The following is a 21,854-nucleotide window of genomic DNA, read 5'->3' on the forward strand; positions in this document are numbered from 1 at the left end:
GTAATGCTCGCTTTTTATCTATTTTAGAGATTATCTGTCTCATTCACTCAATATTTTAGCTTGTAGAAAGAACGATTGTCCATTGCAAAAATTTTGCTGGTCATTTCACCTTCTGACACACGGCTTAGGGCAGTGGTCATCATCATCATTTCAGCATCGATGTTATCAATCATATGAAGGATTTCAGCTTCCATGATACGTGGACGCACAGGGCTTCCGTATTCCAATTGTCCGTGGTGGCTTAAAATTACGTGGCGAAGCACGGTAACTTCTTCTTTGCTATCATCAATGTTTAGCTCTGCTATTGCCTTTGTAATTTCTTCATTAATCAAGGCGATATGACCGATTAAGTTACCTCTCACGGTGTATTCCGTATTATCAGGACCTGACAGCTCAATGACTTTTGCCAAATCGTGAAGCATAATGCCAGCAAAGAGCAGGCTCTTATTAAGATCTGGATAGACATCACCAATGGCATCCGCTAGACGAACCATGGTCGCTGTATGATACGCAAGCCCTGTCTCAAAAGCATGGTGGTTGGTTTTGGCTGCTGGGTAGAGGTAGAACTCTTTATCGTATTTGCGGTAGAGATTTCTAACAATCCTCTGCCAGGTGGCATTTTCAATGCGGAACATGACCTGTTCTAAATAATCCTTGACATCACTTGCTTTCACCGGTGGTTTTTCCTTGAACTCAGATGGGTCTGAAGGCTCTCCCTCTCTAGGATTGCGTAGGCTAATTTGATTCACCTGGGGTGTTCCATTATAAACTTCCCGTCGTCCTTTCATAAAGACAACCTTTCCTGCTGTAAACTCTTCCACGTTGTAAGGTTGGGCATCCCAGAGGTTTCCTGAAATTTCGCCACTGTCATCTTGGAAAGTAAAGGCGATGTAATCTTTCCCTGCACGGGTCTTGCGGACCTCGGCAGATTTGATTAAGTAGAACCCTTCAAATAGCTGGTCCTGTTTCATTTGGTTAATTTTCATCATAAATCTATCTTTCTATGTGAGTCGGGTGATTTCTCCTACGCCTTGGATGAAGGTCTCGTTACCGATGTCTGTCTTACTCATCTTCTTCTGAAATAGGGAGGTTTAACAGACTTTGAGTGGCACTATCTTGGTAAGTTTCTACTGTATTCAGTGCCTTGATAATGGCATTGGTGCGTGTGGTCAACAAACTATCAACCGTCTTACTTGCTGTGCTCAATTGTTTTTGAGCCTTTTGTAACATGCCACCAAATTTGCCGAATTCTCCTTTGACATTTCCCAAAATCTTGCTGATATCGTCAGCATTTTTTTGGATATTAAGGGTTTTAAAGCCAACTGATAAGGAGTTAAGCAGAGCTGAAATGGTTGATGGACCTGCAATCACGATATGCTCTTCACGGCGCAGGGAATCAAAGAAGGCTGCGTGGCGAACCACTTCGGAATAAAGCCCCTCTGTTGGTAAAAACATAATCCCAAAATTAGTTGTTTCTGGTGGATTAAGGTATTTGCTTTGGATATCTTTGGCAAAACGTTTGATACTTGCCAACAAGGATTTGCGGTAGCGCTCAATTTCTTCCTTGTCTCCTGTTTCATAGGCCTCTTCCAAACGGTAGTAATCTTCCAGAGGAAACTTGGAATCAATCGGAAGGTAGACATAGTCCCCTTGATTGGTTCCCGGTAGCTTAATCGCATACTCAACACGCTCTGTCGATCCTGAGACAGTGGCAAATTCTCGCTCATACTGGCTGGTCGTCATAATGTCTTCAATAATTTGTCCTAGTTGGATTTCACCTAGAATACCACGCGTTTTGGTATTTGATAAGACCTTACTCAAGCTACCGACATCTTGAGCAACGGATTTCATTTCTCCCAAGCCTTGGTTAACTGACTCCAATTGTTTTGAAACGGTCTCGAAAGAGGCTTGTAGACGAGTTTGAAGGGTTTGCTCTAACTTTTCTTCCACTGTCTGACGCATCTGATCAAGGCGTTTTTCATTGGAAGTCTGCATGTCTTTCACTGACCGGCTCAGATTTTGATTGATTTTCTCAAGCATCTGATCTGAGCGGTCACGGTTGGTCGAAAATTGCTGGTAGAGTTGCTCTTGTAAGAGATTGATTTGCTTGGCAAGCGCCAATTCCTGCTCCTTACGAGAGGTTTCTAACTGATAGCCAATCTGGTCAGAGAGATTATCAGCATTATCATCCAATTTTCTGGACAATTGTTCCTGTAAATCAATAATTTTGAACCAGAGCAGGGCTGTGATTCCCAGACTAAGGAGAGCTATTATCAGTATCATTACGGTCATCTCGCCCTCCTATCTTTGGTCTGCATCACGACCACATAACCGTCACTCAGGCTAATTTCAATCGGACCTGAGAGAAACTCATTGCTAGAATAAATTTTTTTGGTAAAAAAATTGGCTGGGGTTAAATCATATTTGGCACCTAAAATCTGCAAGTCCCCCTCACCCTCGACTAGAAACGACACATAGGTTTTTCCTTCTTGAAGAAAAATGCGGTGCTGACCAGCTGGTTGGTAGGTGACATGATTTTGTGCGTCTACTAGATTGATTTGCGTCATAAAAGGACTCAACTCAGGGTCACTTGGTAAAAAGAGGTTAGACAGTAGGTGGTCAATTCGTCCTCCAAAAGCTCCAAACACGGTCACTTCTGCTTCTGGATAGGTTGCAAAAAGGCGTTTTAAGGCTAATTCTGTATCTGTGTCATCTTTTTCAGAAGGAGACTGATACATTTGCCCTGCGACAGCTGAAATCTTCTCACGCTCAGAAATCGTTACTGAGTCAAAATCCCCAACTGCCCAATCTAGCGGCAGCCTTTGTTCCAAAAGAAAGAGACACCCCCTGTCAACGCCAACGTAAAGGTCAAAGTGAGACAGAGAAGGGAGGTTGGACAAGTCTCCTCCTGCAAATAGGGCAATTCTAGGCATCTAAGGCGTCCCTCAAGGTTTGCACTTGGGCTGGTAGGTCGCTAGCTCTAAAGAGGTAAGAACCCGCCACAAAGACATTAGCACCAGCGTCTGCACAGGCTTTGATGGTCTGATTATCCACACCGCCATCCACTTCAATGTCAAAGCTTAAGCCTTTTTCGTCACGAAGTTTAGCAACAGCAGCAACTTTATCCAAGCACTCTGGGATAAAGGCTTGTCCGCCAAAGCCTGGGTTGACCGTCATGATAAGAACTTGGTCAACTAAGTCAATAACTGGCACCAAGGCTTCAACTGGCGTCCCAGGGTTGATAACCACACCCGCCTTCATTCCTGCTGCTTTAATCTTTTGAAGGGCACCATGAATATGGATAGTAGATTCGGTATGAATAGTCATGATATCTGCACCTGCCTGAGCATAGGCGTCAACATAACGTTCAGGGTTAACCACCATCAAATGCACATCAAAAACCAATTTGCTGTGCTTGCGCATACTAGCGACCACATCTGCTCCGAAGCTGATATTTGGCACAAATTGACCGTCCATGATGTCGATGTGAACGTATTCGGCACTGGTTTCTTCGATACGGCGCAATTCACTGGCAAAATTAGCATAGTCTGCAGCAAGAATAGATGGGGCAATTTTATAAGTTGACATGACAATCCTACTTTCTTTTGATGACTTTTTTATAAACTTCACGGCGGTTTTCAATTTCACTTAGAAATTGAAGATAGTTATCATAGCGCACTTGCCAAAGCTGACCTGATTCAAGCGCTTCTTTCACAGCGCAAGATGGCTCATGGGTATGCGTGCAGGTGCGAAATTTGCAGCCTTGGCTGATATCTTTTAATTCTGGAAAGGCTGCGTTCAATTCTTCAGCTGTTGAGACTTCGTAGTCTAGTGATGAAAAACCTGGGGTATCAGCAATTTTACCACCATAAACATTGTACAGGCTGACAGCGCGTGTGGTGTGACGACCGCGTCCCAGGCTATCAGAAATCTCACCCGTTTCAAGAGCTAATTCTGGAGCGATTTTATTAAGCAGGGTGGACTTGCCGACACCTGTTTGTCCCATAAAGACCGTCACCTTATTGGCTAAATGCGGCAACAATTCTTCCTGAGAGTAACAAAATTCATAACCAATCGCTTCATAGTGAGCTCGAATGGTATCCATCTCTGCTCTGCTATGTAACAAATCCAACTTGGAAATATAAACGATAGGACGAATGTTTTTATGCTCTAGAAGCACTAGAAATCGATCCAAAAGGTTGCTGTTAAAATCTGGCTCCTTGGCACTCATGATGACCACTGCCTGATCAATGTTGACAATCGGAGGGCGCACCAAGCTGTTTTTACGCTCATCGATAGCTAGGATGTAGCCTTCTGACTGCTCCTCTGCTGAAAATTCGACAAAATCTCCTACGTAAGGGGTCTGCCCTTTTTTACGAAAATTTCCCCGCGCTCGGGTCTGATAAACTTGTCCGTCTGCCTCGACATAGTAAAAACCTGCCAAGGACTTGATAATTCTTCCTTGCAAATGAACTCCTTATAGGGTTTGATACTTCTATTTTACCAAAAAATATGCTAAAAACCTAGAAACAAACTAACCGAGATAAAAAGCCATCTATAATTCGTGAATAACCAATGTAATTAGTGCTATCCGAAAAGCAACTACTCTTTTCTTCTGATGTCATCATTTACTTCACTAATTATAAACCTCTCAAAAATGTTATAATGAACACAAATAAATCTTGAGGAGAAACCTATGGACATTAGCTTTATGACTTCAGAAGGAAAATTTAATTTCCGTGCCTGCGCGGTTATTATCAACGATAACAAACTCTTAGCTATGAAAGATGACAAATCACCTTACTACTTTTTACCAGGTGGGCGAATTCAGATGGGTGAACGTGCTGAAGGTGCCCTTATAAGAGAAGTCTACGAAGAATTAGGAATAACAGCTGAGATTGTTCGCTCTTTGTGGCTTAACCAAGGTTTCTTTACAGAAGATGTGGAGCAGGTTAGGTTTCACGAAGTCTGTCTTTATTTTCTAGTAGATGTCGCAACGAGTCACCTAACAGAACTCGGACAAACCTTTCAATCAACCGAAGGAAGTCGCACCCATACCTTTGAATGGCTAGATTTTCACACCTTAAAAGACCTTTATTTCTATCCTAAGTTTCTCAAAACAGAGATTTTCAACTTGCCAGATGGACTGACACTACGAACTGAGGTCGAATAAGAGACATCCCTAATTGTTAAAGTTGGGCTCTATAATTTCTGTAGTGGGTAGATCCACTCTGGTGATTATAGAGCTTTTTGCATACAAAAAAAGCCATCAATTGATGACTTTTTTGACGATTTTCAAACTGACATTCTCTCACATAACTTTTCATCTAAACTTCAAGTAAACGTAAGAATCTCAACTGGCTTAATCATTCATGTTTTGACGTTTATCAGAAATCCAAATCCCTGCCATTGCAAGAGTCGTAAACAATCCACCCAATAACATGAAATAGTTTTGTTCCTCTTCCCCTGTTTTTGGTAGCACTGCTTTTGTTTGCTTTTGCGCCACCTTCTGAGAAGTCGAAATAGCTTTAGATTGAGTAGCTAATGCCATTGTCGTAACATTAGAAGTCTCTGTGCTTTCTGAGAGGGGAGCCTCTGCTTTAGGTGCTTGCGTTAGCTTTGATCCTTTACTTGTAATTGCCGGAATTTCCAATTCTGGTTTCACATCTTGCGTCAGACCTGAACCTTTGCTTGTAATTGCTGGAACTTCTAGTTCTGGTTTTGCATCTTGCGTCAGACTTGAACCTTTGCTTGTAATTGCTGGAACTTCTAACTCTGGTTTGACGTCTTGTGTCAGACCTGAACCTTTGCTTGTAATTGCTGGAACTTCCAATTCTGGTTTCGCATCTTGCGTCAGTCCAGGACCTTTACTTGTAATTCCTGGAACTTCTAGTTCTGGTTTCGCATCTTGCGTCAGACCAGGACCTTTACTTGTAATTCCTGGAACTTCTAACTCTGGCTTCGCATCTTGCGTCAGACCAGGACCTTTACTTGTAATTTCAGGAACTTCTAATTCGGGTTTCTCGTCTTGAACTAGACCTCGGCCCTTACTTGTTATGACTGGAACTTCTAGATATGGTTTCGCGTCTTGAGTCAAACCGGAGCCCTTCGATACCTCTACTGTTGGTTCTGCTACAACTTCTTTTGAACCAATACGTACTTTTTCAGGGAGAGGTGCCTTTTCAAGTTTTGTTGTCGCTGGATTTTCAATTAATTCACCTGTCTGTGGATTAATGTCATAGGTTGTCACAGTAAGTTCTACACCCACTTGACCTGTAACATCAACTCGACGTTCACCTTTTGGAAGTTCTGGATCTGTGATTTCGATAGTCTCATACGCTACTTCTTTACGTTCTTCCGTTGGTTTTGTGCCAACTTTGATACGTTCTGTTCTAGCAGGAGTAATCACTTCCTCAGGCGCTAGAGCAATCAAATCTCCCGTTTTTTCATCGACACTGTATTTAGTAATAGTGCGTTTTACGCCTTTGATACCTGAGGTAACCGTTACTAGACGTCCTGCTTCGAGATTATCATCTTTTTCATAGATACGATTAAAATTAATAGTCGAACGAACCTCTGTTGGCTTAACACTAACCAAAACAACTTCATTAACTTTCGGAGTAATCGTACGGCGGCTGATTTCCTTACCATCAACAGTTGTAATTTCTTCCTCACCTAGTTGACCAACTGTCTCTACAGACTTAGTTCCAGCAGGATTCGCCGATGTTGCATCTGCCTTATAGATGATATTAAAAGGAATTTCTTTTATCGTTACAATAGGTTCTTCCTTATAAACACCAAGCTCTATGATTGTTTGTTTTAATGCTTCTAATGCGGCATTGATTTCAGATTGAGAAGTCGCAGTATTTAACACTTCATCTGCTTTTTCAAATACTTCATTGTATCTATCAACTAATTCAGGTGATGCAGTTTTTAATTTTTCTGAAATTGCTATTGAATCATACGCCTCATTCACAAGATTTTCTAATTCGGTTATATCTATACCTTTTTCTTCTTCAAGCTTCCAAGAATTGCCATCTTGTACAATTATTTCACCTGCTGGTGTGGGACTTCCTGTTACCACAGGTGTTGCCTCTGGAGTTGTCACAACTACATATGCTTTCTTATCATTAGGTGCCCAATTAGCAGTGTTGTTCTTAATTTCTACATTGATAGCCTCTTTCAACGTTCCAATGTTTAAAGTTCCTGCTGGGCTCATGATAATCTTACCGGTTCCTAACAATTCCTTAACTGTTAATTGATTATCTCCTATGTTCAAGATAGTTCCTGCAGGTACTTCTAATTTATCAGTAATCGTAGAACCAGCCTGTAAAGTGACATTACTATTGCCAGCCAAGGATAACTTTTTAACCTCTGTAGTTTTCACTTCACCTACAAGATTTTTTAGTGTCAAATCTCCACCTTGATACTCATCTACTCCTGTAGAATCCGAAATAACTTTCGCATTATCAGTAGCTTTGACTAATTTAGCATCAATTTGCTTACCTTCCAAAGTTAAGGTTGCACCGTCAGAAACTGTCACATGATTAAATTTTGTTTCACTTGTTCCGTTTGTAACTGTTGCTGTTCCGCTAGTGACTTTTAGGTCAGGTTTTACTGTTCCCGAGGTCGTTACACCGTCTAAAGTAAGATTTCCTGATGAGGTAATAGAAGGATTCGCTAATCCTGTGTCTGCTACTATATTAATTTTTGTGTTTTTTATCGTTAAATCTTTTTGGTTATCAATACTTACCCCTCTTAAGGTAAGATCTTGATTATTCCCCTGTACTGTTGTTATAGCAGTATTATTCAAGGTAGAATTTTGAACCATTCCTTCTGTTACAGCATTTTTATACCCCGTAGCATTCAAATCAATTGTCTTATCGCCTGCCTGATTCCATTCTCGTACAAAATCACTTGAATTATCAACCGTTACGACATTTCCTGCCTCTGCACGCGCCTCTGCAACCGGTGCGGTTTGAGTATTCGCTTGAACTGTTACACTAGTTCCTAAGATAATGCTAGCTCCCAACACCACAGATGCTACACCAAAATGGTATTTACGCAAAGAAAAGCGCTGTCTCAGTCGATACCAATTCATTGAATTTTTTTCTTTTTTCATAAATAGCCTCCCACAGCCTTAAATTATTTCATTCCAATTATACCATATGACAAACACTTATTGAAAACAATTCGTTCGAAAAATGCACATTTTTTAGCCATATGATTAGTTAACTTACGATATAACATTCGGATTATCTAATAAAGGTTATAACTACAAAAGCTTCCAACATCAAACATTATACTGACAAAATACAAAAAAGAGAACCCGTTCGGTCCTCAAAATGTTAATATTGCGTCTATCTACTATTATGTTATTTTTTAACAAGCGCTGGAACGAGCAATCCTACTCCTAGAAGAATAGTTAAAACACCAAATAAGAAGAAGGCAAAATTTACTTCTGAATTAATGATTGATGCCGCTTGAAGGGCAAAGGCTGCGCCACCACCTCCAAGATTACAGCCGAGTAAGACAATTGTTGTGGCTGTGCTGAGCTGGTTGATAGGGAAGTTTTCGGAGACCTTATGAAAGACAAAGGTAACACCTAGGCTATAAACAAAGCCAGTCAGAACTGCACCTACTCCTAATAACCATAGGGATTGGGCTTGCCAAAGCAGGAACATTCCCAGACCAAAGATAAGGGGAACTAGCGGTGAAAACCATTTATTAACAACATGGAGAATCTGACTAAAGACTAAACCTGAAAGAATACCCATCAGCATCATTAAGGTGAGGATAAAACTAGACTGGGTAGCTGTTCCCATGTCTAATTGTTCAACAACTAGGGGAATGCGTAGCATATTAGCGGTATTAACTAAGATAATAAAACCTGCATAGGCAGCTAAACTAACAAGATAAGCTAATTGCTTACCAGTCAGCTTTTCTTTTGTCTCTTGTTGATGCGTTTCAGCAACTTCTGGTGTTTTCGGAACAAACATCAGATATAGCGCCAGCATGATTAACCCAAAGACATAAATGAGATAGGCTTTCGACCAACCAAAAGCCAGAAGTTGACCTGCTAGAAGAGTCATACTAGCAGAACCCAAAACCTCTGATGACCCACGTAACCCCAATACCTTGGTTTTTTCATCACCTTGGTAATGGTGGCTAATGATGTTAATGGCATGCGCATTGATGAGACCAACCCCAGCCCCCAACACCAAGCGTGAGACAAACAAGACCACATAGGCTTGATTAAAAACAGGTAGGGTACCACCAAAACTAATCAACAACAACCCTAGTATAATCGCCACGCGCTCAGGAATCCGACGTAAAATTGGATTCAGCAGTAAGACAACCAGAATCATCATTGACGATAGGGAAAAAAGCTGTTCCACTTGTGAAGCAGTATAGCCCTGTGCTTGATAATGTTTCAACATAGCTGGCAGAGCTGATGATACGGCAAATGGGGTCACAAGCATGAAGGACAAACCTAATAAACTAATCTTTTTTAACATGTCATTCCTTTTCTTATAAAACTTGGGCAATAGCATCTATGTCAGCTTGGGTCGTCGACCAGCTGGTCGCTAGACGAATGACCGTATGGTTTTCATCATATTTTTCCCAGAAACTGTAAACCACTGACTGACCTAGTTCTGTTAGCTTGTCATTTGCGACGATTAAGAACTGCTGATTGGTCGGGCTTTCAAGATAGAAACGATAACCTTTTTCTTTGAGTATGGTTTTGAGTTGTTCGGCATAGCCAACTGCCTCTCGCCCAATTTTCTCATAGAGATTATCTGTAAAGAAACGGTCAAATTGGACACCGAAAATACGACCTTTAGCCACCAGAGCACCGTGTTGTTTCACAATAGCTGTGAAGTGTTTGGGCATATTATTTTTCGTGAAAACGATGGCTTCACCAGCTAGGGCCCCAAGTTTTGTTCCACCGATGTAAAAAACATCGCAGAGCTCTGCTATTGTTTCCAAAGACAAATCAGACGAAGAACTTCCCAAAGCATAACCTAGGCGTGCACCGTCCATAAATAAGGGAATATCATAAGAACGGCAAACCTTCACCAAGGCAGCCAGCTCCTCATGGTTATAGAGGGTGCCATACTCAGTCGGATGAGAAATATAAACCATGCCTGGAAAGACCATGTGTTCGTGATTGCCATCAGCGTAAAAATCCGCCAGGTACTGTGCCACATCATCTGCTTTCAACTTACCAGCATCGTGTGGCAGGGTCAATACTTTGTGCCCAGAAAACTCAATAGCACCTGCTTCATGGGTGGCAACATGCCCTGTCTCAGCCGCAATGACCCCTTCGTAAGACTTGAGCAAGCTATTGATCACCAATTGATTGGTCTGCGTCCCACCTGTCACAAACTGGATCTGTGCCTGAGGACAGCCGCAGGTTTCACGAATCTTGTCAGCTGCACGCTGGGTGTAGCTATCCATGCCATAACCTGCCAAATTTTCGTCATTCGTTTCAATCAAGGCTTTTAATAACTCAGGGTGCGCACCTTCGTTGTAGTCATTTTCAAAATGTAACATCGTTTCTCCTTTTTCCTAAAACACTAGTCGCAGCACTGCCATGCAGATACAGCCGACCACTACGGTGACCATAACATTTTTAGTGCGTAACATAATGGCAAAAGTCGGTAGGACAGCTATCAGCTCTGCCCATTTGACCTGTGGTAAACTCCCTACTTCCACCGTGAAGACACTGGACAATAGCAGAGCAAAAATGATTGAAACTGGTAGGTAATTAAAAAATTTAATCAGCTTTTCTGGTAAAGTCACCACACGCACTAAAGCATAGGGGAGAACCCTCGGAACCCAAGTCACCAGAGTTGCTAAGCCAATCGCTAATAAAAGATAGGTATTAGTCATCAATCATCACCCCCACTGTACAAGCCGTCACCGTTGCTAACAGCACCGCTAGAGAACCTGTTATCACCATTGACGACGCCAAATAAGTCACTGTCACCACAGCCAGAAGCACACCGATTTTCTTAAGCGGTAATCGCTTAGCTAGACTAGTCAGCTGACCTGTAAAAATCGCTACAAACATGGCTATCAGAGCAAAATCAATGCCTAATGCTGCTGGATTAGGGAGGAGATTCCCAAGAACAGCTCCTAAAACGGTTGACAGGCACCAAACAAAATAACTGGCAAAATTATTGCCGTACATCCAGGTCGGACTGACTGTGGTTAACCCATTTTTCAGCTCTGCCCCAAGCAGGACACCGTAACTTTCATCTGTCATAAAGGAACCAATCAGTAGCTGTTGCCATAAGCTTGCTTTAGGAAACAAGGTTGCCGTGTGTAAATTCATCAAAAAGTGACGAAGATTAGTGAGAAACACCGTTAGGGCAATGCTAGACAGCTCTGCCTTTGCCAACAAAAGCGCACAAAGCACAAACTGCCCAGATCCCGAATAAATGAAAACACTGGTTAATAAGGTCTCCAAGGGACTTAATCCCGTTTCGCTCGCTACGATACCAAAGGCTATCCCTATGGATAGGTAGCCCAACATGGTAGGGATGGCAGCACGCACTCCCAACCGTAAGTCCTGTCCTTTCATCCGCTCTCCTCATTTCTCTGTAGTTCTGATTATTTTACCACAAAGAAAAAGGCTTGGAAAGGACCAAGCCATCATAATGGCGCTAAATAAAATTAATCTTGAGACTACTAAATGCCATGTCTGCTTTAACAACTAGTGTTTTATCTGTCACAACATTTTGAGGTTGATAGTCCACTGTACTAAAGACTGAGTCACCCTTGACATCTACTGCCCATGTTTGCGGGACATAGAGGGTAATCGCTGAAAAAGCTGCATCAACTGTAAAAGTAGCCCTTTCTCCCACTATTTTTGCATCGTTAAAATAAATTGTTGCATCACCAAAAGCCACGTCCGCACTGCCATTGTCAAAATACTCATCCTTAATATAACGGACAGAAGAGCCCAAACTTTTTCCCACTAGTCTTTGGCGCTTTCCCTCACTATTATAAAAAACTTGCTTGCGAAAAGGTTTAAATAATAGTCGAATTCCTAAATAAGAAAGTAACCAAGCAAAGCACATGGTCCAAAAACCAGCATCTAGCCATTGATATTCACTATTTAAGACGATAAAGACAAGAGAAAAATCAATGTAACTTCCTATTAATTTTTTTTGCCACAAATCATCTATGCCATCAATAGCAAACAACATCACGATAATCAATTTCCATAGCGGCAACCCCAATTGAGGTAAGGCATTGTGAAACAGTACGCCACCTGCTAGTGCTAATAGTACCAAGCCCCAAAAAATATGATGTTTTACTCTCATTTTTCCTTACCTCATTTCTTGTAATTTTTCTTTTAATAAGTGATAGTAATGCCGTGAGACATAGACTTGCTTATGACTATCGTAAAACCGTATCATGCTCCCTGAAAAGGATTTATCAAGAGAATAAATCTTGCGTGTATTGGCAATACTGGCCTTTGCAATGCGACAAAAATAGTTAGGCAGATAGTCTTCCAGCTCGTACAATTTTAGCTTGACTTCATAGGCATTATCTTTGGTATGCCCGTAAATCTTACCACCATCAGTCTCAAAGAAGAGAATGTCTCCTACATCAATAAAATACTCACTGTTGCCTTTATAAAAGATTAGCGGAGGCCTTGTCAACTGGCTGAGCAGTTGCTGCATTTGCTCAATCTCAGCTGATAACTTAGGCGTACGGATAATCACTTCCGCATCGGTCAAACTGTCATCCAATTCAATCGTGATTTTCATCTCCTACTCCTCCCCTTTTGATAGTCTCATTATAACAAGCTGACGTTGAAAAACAAGAGCTTTTCAGTAAGTAGTTCGTTTTAAGCATTAAGTGGTTCAAAAAAGAACCCAAGTTTCCTTGAGTCCTTCTATGTTTATTAAGATTGACCACCAAACAAACCACCTAGTATTTGTGTTGTAGCAATTGTTCCTCTATATTTTTGTAATATTTTTTGACTGGCATTTGCTAAATCCGTAATCGTTTTAGGGGCATCATATTTATGTGCCATTAGATACCACGACAAACTTTGACCTAATTTACTAAAAATAAAATTTTCCGGTTCATTTTTATCTAAATCAGCTTTTGCATCTAAACACACTTGATAGAGTTCCTTATCCTTGGCAACTTCTTTGTCCAAAAGAGCATTGTACAACAACTCTATAGCATCCTGATAATTTGTCATCCTATACAACCTCTTTCTAGATTATTATGAATTATTTCCTGTGATAATATAACTTTTCAACTGTTCAGCAAATTGTTGTAAATTGAGGCTTTGAATATAAATTTCACCATAGCCAGAAAAGGTATTAACCACACCCTCACCTGTACCGATAGACTGCATAAAACCATTTTCAAGGTGAATATCATAATCAAGATCACGGCTCCAAGCCACGACATGGGCATTGTCAATCGTGATACTTTCTCCATTTAAAACAAGCTTTTTAATAGAACCAAAACTATTAGCAAGGAGGGTTCCTTCACCTTCAGTCGTCATAACAAAGAGTCCACCTTGACCTCCAAATAAGGCACGGCCAACAGATTGGCGTTCCATTTTATAATGGGCAGAGCCATCAAGAGCAAGAAAGGCACCATCATTAAGACGATATTGTTTCGCACCAAGTTCCAAAGCAATCACTTGACCTGGAGTTGATGGCGCAAGGGCCAATTTCCCGTTAGCACCATTAGATACCGCCTGAGTGATAAACATTGACTCACCAGATACCATTGATCGTCCAAGTGCTCCGACCAATTTACCCAGACCTGAACCACGCCCATTTAAGCGAGTGTTCAATGACACACTAGGTGTATGGTAAACCATGCTTCCTTGTTGAATATAGGCAGATTCACCAGCTTCCAAGGCAATTTCAACTAAAGGAAACTGCATATTGCTATCAATTGTAAATTTCATCCGATTATCCATATCAAACCTCTTCCTTTTGCAAATAGCAGAGCTATTTATTTGTATCGTTTGTTTAGAACAATTATATTATATTTTTAAATCACTGTCAAAGAAAAACAAAAAATCAGCCTTAACTGAGGCTGACATACGGTTATCCAAACACTTTTTTCAAGACTTCTCCGACGGTCATGACACCGATGACCTCAATACCGTTTGGTACTTCAATGCCTTGCAAAGAATTTTTAGGAGCATAAACCTTGGTAAACCCTAGTTTTGCCGCCTCGTTAATTCGTTGCTCAATGCGCGTGACACGGCGGATTTCCCCAGTTAATCCAATCTCACCGATAAAGGCATCTTGGGGATTGGTTGGTTTTTCTTTGTAACTAGAGGCAATGGCTACCGCTACTGCAAGGTCGATGGCTGGTTCATCCAATTTAACCCCACCAGCAGACTTGAGGTAAGCGTCCTGATTTTGCAAAAGAAGCCCTGCTCTTTTTTCTAAAACTGCCATAATTAGGCTAACACGATTAAAATCAAGACCTGTAGTCGTCCGCTTGGCATTTCCAAAAACAGTTGGTGTTACGAGGGCTTGCACCTCTGCCAAGATAGGACGCGTTCCCTCCATCGTCACGACAATCGCAGAGCCTGTCGCACCATCTAAACGTTCTTCCAAGAAGACCTGACTAGGATTAAGGACTTCAACTAGCCCACCTGACTGCATTTCAAAAATACCGATTTCATTGGTTGAGCCAAAACGATTTTTGACCGCTCGCAAGATACGGAAGGTATGGTGACGCTCCCCTTCAAAATAAAGAACCGTATCCACCATGTGTTCCAACATACGAGGTCCAGCTAAAGTACCTTCCTTTGTCACATGACCCACGATAAAGGTCGCAATATTATTGGTTTTAGCCAACTGCATGAGTTCAGCAGTTACTTCTCGAACCTGAGACACAGATCCTTGCACGCTAGATACCTCTGGACTCATAATCGTTTGAATGGAGTCAATAATCAGAAAATCTGGCTGAATTTTTTCAATTTCCGCGCGGATGCTCTGCATATTGGTCTCCGCATAGAGGTAAAATTCATTGTCGATATCCCCTAGACGTTCACTTCGCAGCTTAATCTGCTCTGCCGATTCTTCCCCAGAAACGTATAAAACCGTCCCTTTATTGGCTAACTGAGTTGAAACTTGGAGAAGAAGCGTTGATTTCCCGATACCAGGGTCACCACCAATAAGGACAAGACTTCCAGGAACGACACCGCCCCCAAGGACACGGTTGAACTCATCCATATCAGTCTTGGTACGAGCGTAGTTGATAGAGCTAACATCTTTGAGTTTTGTCGGTTTGGTTTTCTCACCCGTCAAGCTGACGCGGGCATTTTTAACCTCAGCCACTTCCACTTCTTCAACAAAGGAGGTCCAAGCGGAACAATTCGGGCAGCGCCCTAAATATTTAGGAGAATGGTAGCCACACTCCTGACAGATAAAATTTGATTTTTTCTTAGCCATACTTATTTCCCTGTGCTACCAAAACCACCGGTACGCTGACCAGTAGCTTCATCACCATCTACTAATAAAAACGGAGCAAAGACCCCTTGGACAATGCGTTCACCCACTTCAACAACCACCGTCTCATCAGTAATGTTTTTCATCTGAGCAAAAATATGCCCCTCATTAGCCTCATTGCCATAATAATCCCCATCAATGACCCCTACTGAGTTAATCAGTACAAGCCCTTTTTTACGAGGATTAGACGAACGGTCATAGAGGTAAAGCACCTCTGTCGGCTGCATGTAGGCCTTGACACCTGTTGGTACGAGGACAATCTCACCTGGTGCAATCTCCGTTCTCACGGACGCTTTCAAATCATAGCCAGCCGCATGAGCCGTCTCACGTTTTGGCAACAAATCTTGGTTAGTTTCTGTTGAAATCAATTCAAATCCACGAATCTTCATATTTTCTCTTTTCTATCATTAATGCCTTTCTATTATAAAATATTCGTCTTTGAAAAGCAAAAACGCCACTTTCGTGACGTTTTTTCAAATTACTCTTCTAGCACCAATTTACCATTTTTCAGACGGTAAATGTTATCCACCACATCCAAAATACGTTCGTCATGGGTGACTAGGATAGCTGCGGTTTGTTTGACTTTGACTTCTTTTCTAAGAAGCTCAGCAATTTGACGGCCACGCTCTTCATCAAGACTGGCTGTTGGCTCATCAGCTAGGATAAGGGAGGGATTTCCCACGAAAGCTCTGGCAATCGCTGCGCGTTGTTTCTGACCACCAGACATATCTTTTGGATAGCTATTGGCACAATCTGCAATGCCCAATTCTGTCAGCAAGGCTAGTAAATCAGATTCACTGGCAGACGATTTAGTCATCTTAGCGACCATTTTTAGCTGATCCATGATGGATAGGTAAGGCAGAAGGTGATGATTTTGGAAAATAAAACCAAGGTAATCCCGACGGCGTTTAGTCCACTCTTTAGCATTCTTAGCTGTCACTAAGTCACCTCCTAAGTGGAGCTCACCGCCATCAGCTGACAAGAGGCAACCGATAATAGAAAGCAAGGTACTTTTTCCAGAACCAGAAGGACCTAGAATCGCAATGATTTCTCCCTTTTCTAGCTCCAAATTAACACCGTCTAAGATAACACGTTTTTCCTTACCATCTTGGTAAGCTTTAGTAATATTTTTTAAAACAAGTGGTTTCGTCATTAGGCTTCACCTCCATTGATAATATCAATCGGGTCAATCTTAGCAATACGACTGACAGATAAGAGACTTGCTACTACTGTGACAGCAATGAAGGTAACTGACAAGATTCCCATATCTAATACATTGAGATAAAATGGCATTTTTACTGGTAAAACACTAGCCAGACCAAGGGTTAGCGCATCTCCAACAAGGACACCTACCAAAGCTAGAATAAAAACTTGGAATAACTGTTGACCAGCCAAGTTTCCCATACCCATACCAAGTGCTTTTAATACACCAAATTGCTGGCGCTTATCAAGACTGATGATATAGAAGAAAACCGCTAGAATAGCAGCTGAGGCAACTACCAAGACCCAAGTAATCATGCTAAGCGTTCCTTGCTCTGCTGCATAACCTGGAATTTTTTCAATTAACTCTTCTTTTGACCAGACATCAACCTTGTCCAAGTCTAAATCAGCTGCTGCTTCATCACTTGTCACAAAAGCCTGAGGAGCCCAAGCAAATTTAGGATTATCAACAGTTATCAAATTGTCGTAAGTTTTTTGACTAATGTAACCAATTCCTGTATGACCATACATAGCTCCCTTAGTAAATCCAACAACTGTCAGCTTAGTTTTCCCATTCTTATCAAGAACAACATCACCAATTTTGACATCATCAGCTTGAAAACGCTGATCTAAGACAATCTCATTCTCCTTGGCAAGGGCTTTCCCCTCAATGATTTCAGGAGCAAATTCACTGCCATCTTCCAAGACAAAGTAGGTCACGTCAACCTTTTCATCACTATCAGTTGTTACTTGACTACGTTGAATAGCCAATTCTTCCGTATCATCAAAAGACTTGTCCTTAATAGCCGTGATTTGATCGGCTGAGAGATGCGAGAAAGGAATAATCCCTTCTGCTTCCTCTGTCAAGATAAAGTGAGTTGCTGGCATGTTTTCAATACCCGCACTAACAAAACGACGGAGACCATTGGTCAAACCTGATAAAAACATGACCATGAAAATCATGAGAATAACAAGACCTTCAACCAAGAGATATTTCTTTTTGAAAAAAAGTAATTCTTTTAGAGTGTAAGACATATCAACACACTTTCTTATTCAAATACAAATTGATTGTGATAAAGTTCAGAGTAGAATCCTTTTTGTTTGAGGAGTTCGTGGTGGTTTCCTTGTTCAAGCACCTTACCATCTTTCAAGACAATAATTTCATCCGCATTCAAGATAGTTTTCAAACGGTGAGCAATGACAAAGCTTGTACGCCCTGCAATAATGGCTTCCATGGCATTTTGAATTTTCGCTTCTGTTACCGTATCCACATTTGACGTTGCTTCATCCAAAATCAAGACCTGTGGATCAGTCAACAAGGTACGAGCAATCGAAATCAATTGTTTCTGACCTGTCGAGAAGACATTTTCATCATCTGTAACATAAGTGTCATAGCCTTCTGGCAAACTCATGATAAAATCATGAATGTGAGTCGCACGCGCAGCTGTTTCCACCATTTCTTGAGAAATCGCCTCATTACCAAAACGGATATTATCCGCAATAGTACCTGAGAAGAGAACTGACTCCTGCAACACAATCCCAACTTTTTCACGAAGGCTATCCAAATCATACTCACGAATATCACGACCATCAAAGGTAATTGAACCTGCGTTGACATCGTAGAAACGGTTAATCAAGTTCATGATGGTGGTTTTACCAGAACCTGTTGGACCAACAACCGCAATCATTTTACCTTTTGGTGCTGAGATAGTCACATTGTCCAAGACTTTTTGACCAGGTAGGTAACCAAAGTCAATGTTCTTGATTTCCACACCTTCTTTAAGTTCAGTAAACTTAGGGGCATTTTGTGGACGGATTTCTTCAGGCTCATCAAACATTTCTTGCACACGATGAGCACCTGTGAAGGCAAGCTGCAACTCTGCCCAGCTTGACGCAATCTGCATCATTGGTTGGTAATATTGTTGTGAATATTGAACAAAGGTTACGACAAGACCAAGTGCTACCGCTGTATCCATTGAGCTATCGTTTAAAACAATATTAGATCCCGCAAAAATGACAATAGCTGTATTTACCAAGCTCATTCCGTTCATAAATGGGAACATGATTCCACCAAAGAGACGACCTTTAAAGGTAGTGCGGCGCACTTCTTCATTCAATTCTACAAAGCCATCAATGGTTTCTTCTTGGACACCTTGAACGATAATCGCTTTTTGACCCGAAATCTTCTCGTCCATATAAGCATTGAGTTTCGAAACTGCTGCTTGTTGTAGGTTAGTGTATTTACGAGCCATACGGATGATAATCACTAGAGCCAACAAAGCCACTGGTGTTGAAGCAATCGTCACCCAGGCAAGACGTGTATCTTGACGGAACATCATCCACACCATCCCAATGTAGAGCGCCCCATTTGACAAAATCTGCACCATAGATTGGTTAAAAGCGTTTTGAATATTGTCCAAGTCACTGGTAAAACGAGATAGGATGTCACCATCCTTGTGGCGGTCAAAAAAGGCAATGGTCAAGCGTTCTAATTTTCCAAAAAGCCCTTTACGCATACGGTTTGTCGAATGCGCCACAATACGTGTTAACAGTAAGCTATAAATCAAATTTGCTACAACCGTTGCGACATAGGCCATGAAAAGTTTTGACATCACACCATTAAAGTCAGCAACATCAGGGTTCGCTCCTGTTTGTCCCATCTGCTTAGCGATGAGATATTCTTGTCCAATTTTTCCTAGCTCAGCAATCGCATCTCCTAATAAGACTGGGGTTTTTACTTGTAAATAGGTTGCTGCAATAATGGCTGCAAAAATGATGACAAAGGATAATTTGTACCGTTTAAAATAAAACCAGAAAAATCGTGCCGTTTTCATTTTAGTCCTCTTCCTTTCCTTTTTGTGTCTCATAAATCTCACGGTAAACAGCATTGTTTGCCACTAACTCAGCATGAGTACCCTCACCAATCAGACGACCTTCATCCAAGACCAAAATCTTATCTGCTTTCACCACAGATGAAATTTTTTGAGCAATGATGACAGTTGTTGTTCCTTTAAGGTCATGGTTCAAGGCTTCTTGTACCAATTTCTCAGACTTAGCATCAAGGGCTGATGTGGAATCGTCCAATACTAAGACCTTCGGATTACCAATGACACCACGTGCAATGGACACGGTCTGACGAAGTGTTTTTTGATTCACTGCTTTCAAATCACGTCCGCCAATTGAAACCGTCCCTTCTTGAGGGTCAAACAAACGCGGAATCAGTTGTGCTAAGGTTGACTTACCAGCACCTGTTGCACCGACGACACCAACCATCTGACCGGATTCAATTTCAAATGAAATATTCTTGAGCGTTGGCTCAGTATCATGCGGATAGGTAAAACTAACATTATCAAACACAATGTTACCAGCCAAGTCCTCATCAGGGGTATCCACAAAGGTCATGGCAGGCTCTGTTTCCAAAATCTCATTGATACGCTTAATAGAGATTGCCGCACGAGCTGCATTCATTCCCATGAAACTTGTCATAATAATTGAAAACATGATTTGCATCAAGTAACTCATGAAAGAAGTGAAGCCTCCAACAACCTCAAGATTATCTTCCACCATACCAGACACCAAGTAAAGTGACGTAAAAATAGCCATGAATGAGACAAACATCATAACCGGTTGAAGGATTGAGAAACCATAACCAATAAACAGGTTAAGGTCTAACAAATCATTTGACGTCTCTTTAAATTTAGCATATTGCTCACGTTCTTGAACAAACGATTTTACCACACGGATGCCCCGAAGATTTTCCTTGGCAATCCCATTCATTTTATCCATAAAAACTTGGAATTTCCCAAAACGTGGTCCCATATGTTTCATCACAATAGCCATAATACTAGCAATCACGACAACCATAACAATAATCATCCACCATAATTCAGGGAGCGTTCTAACTGCCATAAAAAAGGCACCAATGAAAAGTAAAGGCACACGCAAAAGGACTGTAAAACTCATCATGATCAAGTTTTGAATTTGAGTGACATCATTGGTCATACGAACAACCAAGTTCCCCGCATTAAACTCTTCAATATTGGCATAAGAAAAGCTCTGTATTTTTCGGAAAGTTTGTTCACGAACATCAGCTGAAACCCCTTGTGCGATTTTAGCAGCAACAATCGTATTACACATTCCCGCTAAAAGCCCCACTCCTGCAATCACTAAGAGCCATTTCCCAACACGGAAAATCTCAGCCTGATCATTCATCAAGACAGCCGTCAAAACTTCTTTGAGGTAGCTCGGCTGTAACAAAGTCGTTACCACCACAGTCGTTACCAATAAAATCGACCCCAACGCATACCATTTATAACGTAAAAGTGCTTCTTTTATCATTTAATCTCTCCTAATCTCTCCTATTTTCAATTTTAATTAAGCAATCATCTCCCCATAGATTGTTTTACCTTTGGTTTTTATAATTCTCAATATTAACTTTTAATTGCTCAGCCCATTGCAAAACTGTTTTAAAATCTTCTCTTTCAATATTTTGAAATAAAGAGTTGTGCAATTCCTGATGAAATTCTCCTAAATGCCCAACCTTATCTCTACCAAGTACAGTCAAGACAACTTGTTTATAGCGTTTATCTATTTTAGAGGGAATAATCTCAATAAATCCATTTTTTTCCATCCTTTTCACTAAATTACTGGCCACAGATTTTGAGATTTTCAATTCTTTTTCAATATCTTTAACAAATATTTCTTGATCGCTGCAACGATGCAAATAAATCAGAGCCCATCCTTGTGGACCAGCTAAATGTTCGATACCTTTTTCCTTCGCAATATCTTCACAAACCTGCTCCAGTTGGTTAAGTACATTACGAATATCAGAAATAAAATGTCCCATAATATCACTTCCATGCCTGACTATCTATTAAGTTCAGACGTGCTTTTTCGTACTCCTTTCTTATAAAATATAATTCTCACAGAAACTATTATAGTTCGCATGAGAACCATTGTCAAGAAAATGCTCTGCTATTTTCAGAAAACCACCAATAAAATAAAGCTAAATAGCTAAATTCCCAAACTAACTTCCACCGTCTGTTAAAGTGGAAGTTAATCTGATAAAACCTCTAACAACCAGTGGAAATCCGTGTCAGGGTAAGTTCCACTGGTTTTTATAATGGTTGATTTTATTGC

22 protein-coding genes are annotated in these 21,854 nt (G+C 41.1%); 1 reads left to right on the forward strand and 21 read right to left on the reverse strand.

Annotation, left to right across the window (positions count from 1 at the left end):
• Window positions 1-47: 47 nt before the first annotated feature.
• The 5 genes from EAF07_RS07805 to rsgA form a co-directional block, all read right to left on the reverse strand.
• On the reverse strand, window positions 48-986 hold the full coding sequence (locus tag EAF07_RS07805; RefSeq protein WP_121836040.1) for a 3'-5' exoribonuclease YhaM family protein: 939 nt from the start codon (window positions 984-986) through the stop codon (window positions 48-50).
• Between the two features lie 76 nt (window positions 987-1,062).
• Entirely contained in the window at window positions 1,063-2,292 is a 1,230-nt protein-coding gene (locus EAF07_RS07810) for a DNA recombination protein RmuC (RefSeq protein WP_121836018.1), read from the reverse strand.
• Complete coding sequence (locus tag EAF07_RS07815; RefSeq protein ID WP_121836019.1) at window positions 2,289-2,933, reverse strand: thiamine diphosphokinase; 645 nt, start codon at window positions 2,931-2,933, stop codon at window positions 2,289-2,291. Before EAF07_RS07815 ends, EAF07_RS07810 begins: the two co-directional genes overlap by 4 nt.
• Window positions 2,926-3,588 carry a ribulose-phosphate 3-epimerase gene (gene rpe / locus EAF07_RS07820; protein ID WP_121836020.1) on the reverse strand — a complete coding sequence of 221 codons (663 nt, stop codon included), beginning with the start codon at window positions 3,586-3,588 and terminating at the stop codon, window positions 2,926-2,928. Before rpe ends, EAF07_RS07815 begins: the two co-directional genes overlap by 8 nt.
• A gap of 7 nt (window positions 3,589-3,595) precedes the next feature.
• The gene (gene rsgA / locus EAF07_RS07825; protein ID WP_121836021.1) at window positions 3,596-4,468 is read right to left on the reverse strand and encodes a ribosome small subunit-dependent GTPase A; all 873 of its coding nucleotides are present in this window, start codon (window positions 4,466-4,468) and stop codon (window positions 3,596-3,598) included.
• A 228-nt stretch (window positions 4,469-4,696) separates the two neighbouring features.
• Between rsgA and EAF07_RS07830 the strand changes: the two genes are divergently transcribed.
• A complete protein-coding gene (locus tag EAF07_RS07830; protein WP_121836022.1) occupies window positions 4,697-5,173 on the forward strand; it encodes an NUDIX hydrolase in 477 nt (158 codons plus the stop codon).
• A gap of 189 nt (window positions 5,174-5,362) precedes the next feature.
• Here the strand turns inward: EAF07_RS07830 and EAF07_RS07835 are convergent, their stop codons facing one another.
• From EAF07_RS07835 to EAF07_RS07910, 16 genes are all read right to left on the reverse strand, one after another.
• Complete coding sequence (locus EAF07_RS07835) at window positions 5,363-8,122, reverse strand: G5 domain-containing protein (protein WP_121836023.1); 2,760 nt, start codon at window positions 8,120-8,122, stop codon at window positions 5,363-5,365.
• Window positions 8,123-8,375: 253 nt separating this feature from the next.
• The gene (locus EAF07_RS07840) at window positions 8,376-9,518 is read right to left on the reverse strand and encodes an MFS transporter (protein WP_121836024.1); all 1,143 of its coding nucleotides are present in this window, start codon (window positions 9,516-9,518) and stop codon (window positions 8,376-8,378) included.
• 13 nt (window positions 9,519-9,531) lie between these two features.
• Window positions 9,532-10,557: a threonine aldolase family protein gene (locus tag EAF07_RS07845; protein ID WP_121836025.1), complete on the reverse strand. Its 1,026-nt coding sequence runs from the start codon at window positions 10,555-10,557 to the stop codon at window positions 9,532-9,534.
• A gap of 15 nt (window positions 10,558-10,572) precedes the next feature.
• The gene (locus EAF07_RS07850) at window positions 10,573-10,896 is read right to left on the reverse strand and encodes an AzlD domain-containing protein (RefSeq protein WP_121836026.1); all 324 of its coding nucleotides are present in this window, start codon (window positions 10,894-10,896) and stop codon (window positions 10,573-10,575) included.
• On the reverse strand, window positions 10,889-11,590 hold the full coding sequence (locus EAF07_RS07855; protein WP_121836027.1) for an AzlC family ABC transporter permease: 702 nt from the start codon (window positions 11,588-11,590) through the stop codon (window positions 10,889-10,891). The genes EAF07_RS07850 and EAF07_RS07855 overlap by 8 nt, the downstream gene beginning before the upstream one ends.
• Before the next feature lie 82 nt (window positions 11,591-11,672).
• On the reverse strand, window positions 11,673-12,335 hold the full coding sequence (locus EAF07_RS07860) for a LiaF transmembrane domain-containing protein (RefSeq protein WP_121836028.1): 663 nt from the start codon (window positions 12,333-12,335) through the stop codon (window positions 11,673-11,675).
• 6 nt (window positions 12,336-12,341) lie between these two features.
• Window positions 12,342-12,785: a LytTR family DNA-binding domain-containing protein gene (locus tag EAF07_RS07865; RefSeq protein WP_121836029.1), complete on the reverse strand. Its 444-nt coding sequence runs from the start codon at window positions 12,783-12,785 to the stop codon at window positions 12,342-12,344.
• A 137-nt stretch (window positions 12,786-12,922) separates the two neighbouring features.
• A complete protein-coding gene (locus tag EAF07_RS07870) occupies window positions 12,923-13,228 on the reverse strand; it encodes a bacteriocin immunity protein (RefSeq protein WP_121836030.1) in 306 nt (101 codons plus the stop codon).
• Window positions 13,229-13,252: 24 nt separating this feature from the next.
• On the reverse strand, window positions 13,253-13,966 hold the full coding sequence (locus EAF07_RS07875) for a TIGR00266 family protein (protein ID WP_121836031.1): 714 nt from the start codon (window positions 13,964-13,966) through the stop codon (window positions 13,253-13,255).
• Window positions 13,967-14,096: 130 nt separating this feature from the next.
• Window positions 14,097-15,458 carry a DNA repair protein RadA gene (gene radA / locus EAF07_RS07880; RefSeq protein ID WP_121836032.1) on the reverse strand — a complete coding sequence of 454 codons (1,362 nt, stop codon included), beginning with the start codon at window positions 15,456-15,458 and terminating at the stop codon, window positions 14,097-14,099.
• A gap of 2 nt (window positions 15,459-15,460) precedes the next feature.
• Window positions 15,461-15,904, reverse strand: coding sequence for a dUTP diphosphatase (locus EAF07_RS07885; protein WP_121836033.1), 444 nt, complete (start codon window positions 15,902-15,904; stop codon window positions 15,461-15,463).
• A gap of 89 nt (window positions 15,905-15,993) precedes the next feature.
• Entirely contained in the window at window positions 15,994-16,668 is a 675-nt protein-coding gene (locus EAF07_RS07890; RefSeq protein ID WP_121836034.1) for an ABC transporter ATP-binding protein, read from the reverse strand.
• Window positions 16,668-17,750: an ABC transporter permease gene (locus EAF07_RS07895; protein ID WP_121836035.1), complete on the reverse strand. Its 1,083-nt coding sequence runs from the start codon at window positions 17,748-17,750 to the stop codon at window positions 16,668-16,670. The genes EAF07_RS07890 and EAF07_RS07895 overlap by 1 nt, the downstream gene beginning before the upstream one ends.
• Before the next feature lie 14 nt (window positions 17,751-17,764).
• The gene (locus tag EAF07_RS07900) at window positions 17,765-19,549 is read right to left on the reverse strand and encodes an ABC transporter ATP-binding protein (protein ID WP_121836036.1); all 1,785 of its coding nucleotides are present in this window, start codon (window positions 19,547-19,549) and stop codon (window positions 17,765-17,767) included.
• 1 nt (window position 19,550) lies between these two features.
• On the reverse strand, window positions 19,551-21,053 hold the full coding sequence (locus EAF07_RS07905; protein WP_121836037.1) for an ABC transporter ATP-binding protein: 1,503 nt from the start codon (window positions 21,051-21,053) through the stop codon (window positions 19,551-19,553).
• 64 nt (window positions 21,054-21,117) lie between these two features.
• A complete protein-coding gene (locus EAF07_RS07910) occupies window positions 21,118-21,561 on the reverse strand; it encodes a MarR family winged helix-turn-helix transcriptional regulator (RefSeq protein ID WP_121836038.1) in 444 nt (147 codons plus the stop codon).
• Window positions 21,562-21,854 lie beyond the last annotated feature (293 nt).

Origin of the sequence: Streptococcus hillyeri, assembly GCF_003686955.1 — a bacterium.
Taxonomy (GTDB): Bacteria; Bacillota; Bacilli; order Lactobacillales; family Streptococcaceae; genus Streptococcus; species Streptococcus hillyeri.